The organism is Candidatus Nitrosarchaeum limnium BG20 (assembly GCF_000241145.1).
In the GTDB taxonomy this organism is placed as follows: domain Archaea; phylum Thermoproteota; class Nitrososphaeria; order Nitrososphaerales; family Nitrosopumilaceae; genus Nitrosarchaeum; species Nitrosarchaeum limnae.
Genome location: NZ_AHJG01000282.1, coordinates 1 through 4,801 on the forward strand (window position 1 = coordinate 1; position 4,801 = coordinate 4,801).

7 protein-coding genes are annotated in these 4,801 nt (G+C 33.9%); 4 read left to right on the plus strand and 3 right to left on the minus strand.

The window, feature by feature from the left end:
- On the minus strand, nucleotides 1-1,127 hold a 1,127-nt coding region (locus BG20_RS09885), incomplete at its 3' end, for a glycerate kinase type-2 family protein (RefSeq protein WP_010194714.1).
- 54 nt (nucleotides 1,128-1,181) lie between these two features.
- Here BG20_RS09885 and BG20_RS09890 point away from each other — a divergent pair.
- The 3 genes from BG20_RS09890 (at nucleotide 1,182) to BG20_RS09900 (ending at nucleotide 3,603) form a co-directional block, all read left to right on the plus strand.
- Complete coding sequence (locus tag BG20_RS09890; RefSeq protein WP_010194715.1) at nucleotides 1,182-2,126, plus strand: iron-containing alcohol dehydrogenase; 945 nt, start codon at nucleotides 1,182-1,184, stop codon at nucleotides 2,124-2,126.
- 99 nt (nucleotides 2,127-2,225) lie between these two features.
- Complete coding sequence (locus BG20_RS09895; protein ID WP_010194718.1) at nucleotides 2,226-3,329, plus strand: LLM class flavin-dependent oxidoreductase; 1,104 nt, start codon at nucleotides 2,226-2,228, stop codon at nucleotides 3,327-3,329.
- A 52-nt stretch (nucleotides 3,330-3,381) separates the two neighbouring features.
- Nucleotides 3,382-3,603: a hypothetical protein gene (locus tag BG20_RS09900; protein ID WP_010194721.1), complete on the plus strand. Its 222-nt coding sequence runs from the start codon at nucleotides 3,382-3,384 to the stop codon at nucleotides 3,601-3,603.
- Between the two features lie 13 nt (nucleotides 3,604-3,616).
- Here the strand turns inward: BG20_RS09900 and BG20_RS09905 are convergent, their stop codons facing one another.
- Together BG20_RS09905 and BG20_RS09910 are read right to left on the minus strand one after the other, a co-directional pair.
- Nucleotides 3,617-4,042, minus strand: a complete 426-nt coding sequence (locus tag BG20_RS09905) for a hypothetical protein (protein WP_048097223.1) — start codon at nucleotides 4,040-4,042, stop codon at nucleotides 3,617-3,619.
- A 35-nt stretch (nucleotides 4,043-4,077) separates the two neighbouring features.
- A complete protein-coding gene (locus BG20_RS09910; protein WP_010194731.1) occupies nucleotides 4,078-4,314 on the minus strand; it encodes a hypothetical protein in 237 nt (78 codons plus the stop codon).
- Between the two features lie 75 nt (nucleotides 4,315-4,389).
- Between BG20_RS09910 and BG20_RS09915 the strand changes: the two genes are divergently transcribed.
- Nucleotides 4,390-4,801: pyridoxamine 5'-phosphate oxidase family protein (locus tag BG20_RS09915; protein ID WP_010194732.1), on the plus strand; the 412-nt coding region annotated here is incomplete at its 3' end.

Here is a 4,801-nt window from a genome sequence, read left to right on the forward strand (position 1 = left end):
ATTGCTCCTGCAAACAACGAGTTCCCATCTATTCCATCAGTTCCAATTGCTGCAATTACTATCTTTTTTAAATTCTGTGAATTTTTTAAAATTCTTAAAACTAGTTCTTGATTTCTGCCACCCATTCCTTTTCCAATCACTTCCACTGTAGTTTCACCGCCAAATATGAGACATCCTTTTTCCTCTGGAATGTTTTCCATAATTGTTTGTGTTGCATCCTTTATGTTTCCAAATACTTGTATTGTTTTTGTTGCATAACCAAAATCTTTTGCTTTTGATTCCATTGCTTTGAGGCAATCTTTATTATTTGCAATTATGTAATTTTTTATCTTTATCTTTTTTGGCGTCTCTGGAATTTCTCCTTTAAATCCATTTTCCAACCTCTGCATTATCTCAAGTGGGATTTTATTTTTTAATTTGTATTTGTTGATTATATTTAGTGCATCAAGAAATGTCGTATCATCCTTGTATGTTGTTCCTGATGCAATAGATGAGAGATCGTCCCCTTCGACATCTGACATAACAAGTGCTATGCCATGACACTTGATATTTTCAACTAATTTACCTCCCTTTATTTTCGATAAATGTTTTCTAATACAATTAAACTCTTGAATGCTTGCTCCTGATTTTAACAATAACTCTGTTACGTAGATTTTATCCTCCAGTGTTATGTCGTCTGGAATAGCTAATAATGCTGAACCTCCACCTGAAACAAGAAAAATTGTCAACTCTCCATCTCTTCTGTTTTGTAAAAATTTTGTAACTTCTTTTGCAGCCTTTACGCTAGTTTGATCAGGTTTTGGATGTCCTGAATTAAAAATCTGGAATTTCTTGCCTTTGATTTTTGATTTTGAGCCTTTTGGGATTACTATTATTCCACTCTTTATTGGAATTATGGCATTTAATGCCCTTGTCATTGAATCTCCCGCTTTTCCAAAAGCTACAGTGTAGATGTTTGAAAAATCCTCCATTTTAAGAACTTCGTCATTGATTTTGATTTCTTTAGCAGTAACAAACTTTGGAATGATGTTTTCTGGGTCTGCAGCTCTTAATCCTGCTTCTAAAATATCCAAGCATTCTCTTTTCTTTTCTAATGTTGCTAGATCTTCATAATTCTGGATAATCATATGTTATCCTCCCTTACTGCAAGATATAATAATAATCAATGATGAGTTTGATTCATGCACACAGTACGCATTCCAAAAATAATTAATTTTGGAAAAAATGCACTTGGTGAAACAGAATATCCAAAAAATGCCCTAGTTGTCACAACCGTTCCTCCAGAACTTTCTGATAAATGGCTTGGCAAAATGGGAATTAAGGACTATATGCTGTATGATCAAGTTAAACCTGAACCATCAATTGAAGATGTCAATAAGGTTATTTCACAATTCAAAGACAAGAACCCTTCAGTCCTAATTGGATTGGGAGGAGGAAGTTCAATGGATGTAGTAAAATATGCTGCACCTGAAATGAAAAAAGAAAAAATCTTGATTCCAACTACATTTGGAACAGGAGCTGAAATGACAACGTATTGCGTTTTGAAATTTGATGGAAAAAAGAAGCTATTGCGCGAAGACAGATTTCTTGCTGACATGGCTGTAGTCGATTCATATTTTATGGATGGTACTCCAGAACAAGTCATCAAAAGCTCTGTTTGTGATGCATGTGCACAAGCAACCGAGGGCTATGATAGCAAACTTGGTAATGACTTTACAAGAACAATGTGTAAACAGGCATTTGAGATACTCTATGATGCAATAATGAATAACAAACCAGAAAACTATCCTTATGGTTCAATGCTTTCTGGTATTGGATTTGGTAACTGTTCCACTACACTTGGACATGCATTATCATATGTATTCTCAAATGAAGGAATTCCACATGGCTATTCTTTGTCTTCTTGTACTACAGTTGCGCACAAGCATAACAAATCCATCTTCTATGATAGATTCAAAGAAGCCATGGCCAAACTTGGCTTTGATAGATTGACTCTAAAGGCTGATGTATCTGAAGCAGCCGACACTGTAATGACTGACAGAGGACATTTGGATCCAAACCCAATCCCAATAACTAAACAAGATGTCATCAAGTGTCTAGAGGATATTAAATCAGGAAATCTATAAAAAATCCATACGGATTTTACTTTTTTCTATTTTATTGTTAAATTGTAACGATTCTCGTTTTGACTAAACTTATTTATGCTAATGTTTTAGTCTAATTGTATGATTACTGAAAAGCCATTAAAGTTCGGTATTCAAAACGGATTAAATGTTGCCCGAGCAGGGTATTCTGAAGATCAAATTTTAACTGCTTGTATGCTTGCTGATAAAACTGGTTATGATTCTATTTTCTATATGGACCACACAAACGTTCCTCAATGGAGAAACGCTATAGTCTTAGATCCTTGGGTGATGCTTTCTGCAATTGCGGCAGTTACCAATAATGTTGAATTGGGAACTTGTGTAACTGACGCAATTAGAAGACATCCTTCAAACATTGCACTAGCTGCAATTACACTTGATAGAGTTTCAAAAGGAAGAGCAATTTTAGGAATTGGTGCAGGTGAGGCTCAAAATCTAAAAGAGTTTTGCATTCCATTTGAAAAGCCAGTTTCAAAATGGGAAGAACAAATTCAAGTTATCAAAACTTTGTATGGTTCAACTCCTGATAACACTGTAAATTACAATGGTAAATATTACAAATTAGAAGGTGCATGTCTTCAAGCACCTCCAATCAGAAAACCTCATCCACCAACATACATGGCATCAGGTGGTACACGTACTTTGGAATTAACAGGAAAACTTGGGGAAGGTTGGCTACCAATTGGTTATACTCCTGAGTTGTTTGAAGATCATGCAAAACAAATTCAAGCATCTATGAATAAACACAACAGAACTCAACAAGAAAAAGATAATTTTCAATATGCATTGGATATTGATGTTTACTTTTCAGAAGATGCAGAAGAATCTTGGGCAAAAATGAAAGAAGCAGTAAAAGTAAGCTTGTTCAAACCTGAAGTCTTACGTGTACATGGAATTAAAGAAATCGAAGGATTTGATTTTGTAAAATACTTTACAGAATATTCAATGTCTGATCAGTCTTGGATTGTCAAGATGAGAGAGGCTGCAACAAAGATTCCTGATAAAATCGCTCGTTCATCAACTGCGGTTGGAACCCCTGACGATATTATTCCAACATTTGAGAGATTCATGAAAGCCGGTGTAAACCACTTTGTAATTAGATTCTGGGGTAAGAACTACTTTGGTTCAATTGATAAATTTGCAAGCCATGTCATGCCTTACCTGAGAGAAAAACTCGCAAAGTAAGTTCATTTTAGACATCGAAAATCATTTACTATACATCTTTGATTGAATTATCATGAATGACGAACTTTCTGACCAAATAGAAAGATGTTTGAAAATTTTAGAAGAAAATATAGATATTCTAAATAATATTGAGCAAACTCTGGAAGACCAAAAAGAAGATGAGATAGTCACTGGCTTGGAACTTCATCATTTGTATGATATGGCAGACGAAGTAGCAGAAACTGCCAAACTAAAGAGAGCAGAGTCAAATCTAATGCGCAGAAAAATAGGATAACTATCTCAACAATTTATGATTTATGGGGCCGCATATTTCGTTGTTTTATTCGTGACCGTGATTTTACTTGTCGTCTTTTTTGCTGTTTTTCAATTCTTTTCCTTGTGCGTGCGGTTGCATTAGTCTCCCCCTGAATGATTTTGACCTTGCTACCATCTCTGAGCATGATTGGTTTTCCCTTGAATCTAAATTCTACATCATAACATTTTTTATAATATTTTCTTAGGCAAAAAAATATTCTATTATTTGTACCGTGCATCTCCTGAATCTCTTTTGATTTTTTCAAATCATTAATGATGTTTCTTAGCACACCTTTCTCAATATCTGAAATTCTATGTAATTCTCTAAACCAAATGAATCTTGAATTGTTTCCCCATTCTTCTAAAACTTTGAGCGCCAAATTTGTATTCCTGCTCATCTCTTCTTCTTTTTCGTTCAACTCCATCCCTTCATTCATCCTGTATTTGAGGAATTTTAATCAATGCTGAAATGCCTTATTTGATTTTGTTTTTCTTTTAATCTAGATTTTGTAACTTTGACTGACTGTCGTTGATTTTTTTCCATCTCTTTTGCTATTGTATCTATTTTTTTTATAATGCTTGATTGCTCATCAGATGAATTTGATTTTAAGAGTTTCTTCTTTAGTCTCTTCAAGTCTGCTGAATATCCTTTGAACTCTTTTTTTAAATCATTTAGATATGGATCATCCATGAATTTTCTTTATTTATCTAATATTTTAGCGATTCATGATCTGGATTTATAATATTATTGATCAATATACTTTCATTGCAACTAGTTGGAATTTTACAAATTAAATCCACACGAAAAATCCAAGAGTTTTTGAATCAAGAACATGTGGGACGTATCTCTAGTATTGATGATAACGGATATCCACAGATAATCCCAATGAATTTTGTATATATTGATAATTGCATATACATGCATTCTCATACCAAGGGTGAAAAAATTGAGAATATCCACAGAAACAACAAAGTCGGATTTGAGGTAGATCGAGAATTAGAGTTTTTACCTTCATACTTTGAAGATCCTAAAGATGCATCACTTGCCGATACATTATACATTAGTGTTGTAATCAAAGGCAAAGCATCACTTGTTACAGACAAGGAAGAAAAAACACTTGCACTAAATGGTTTGATGGAAAAATATCAACCAGAAGGTAGATACGAACCACTCCAAA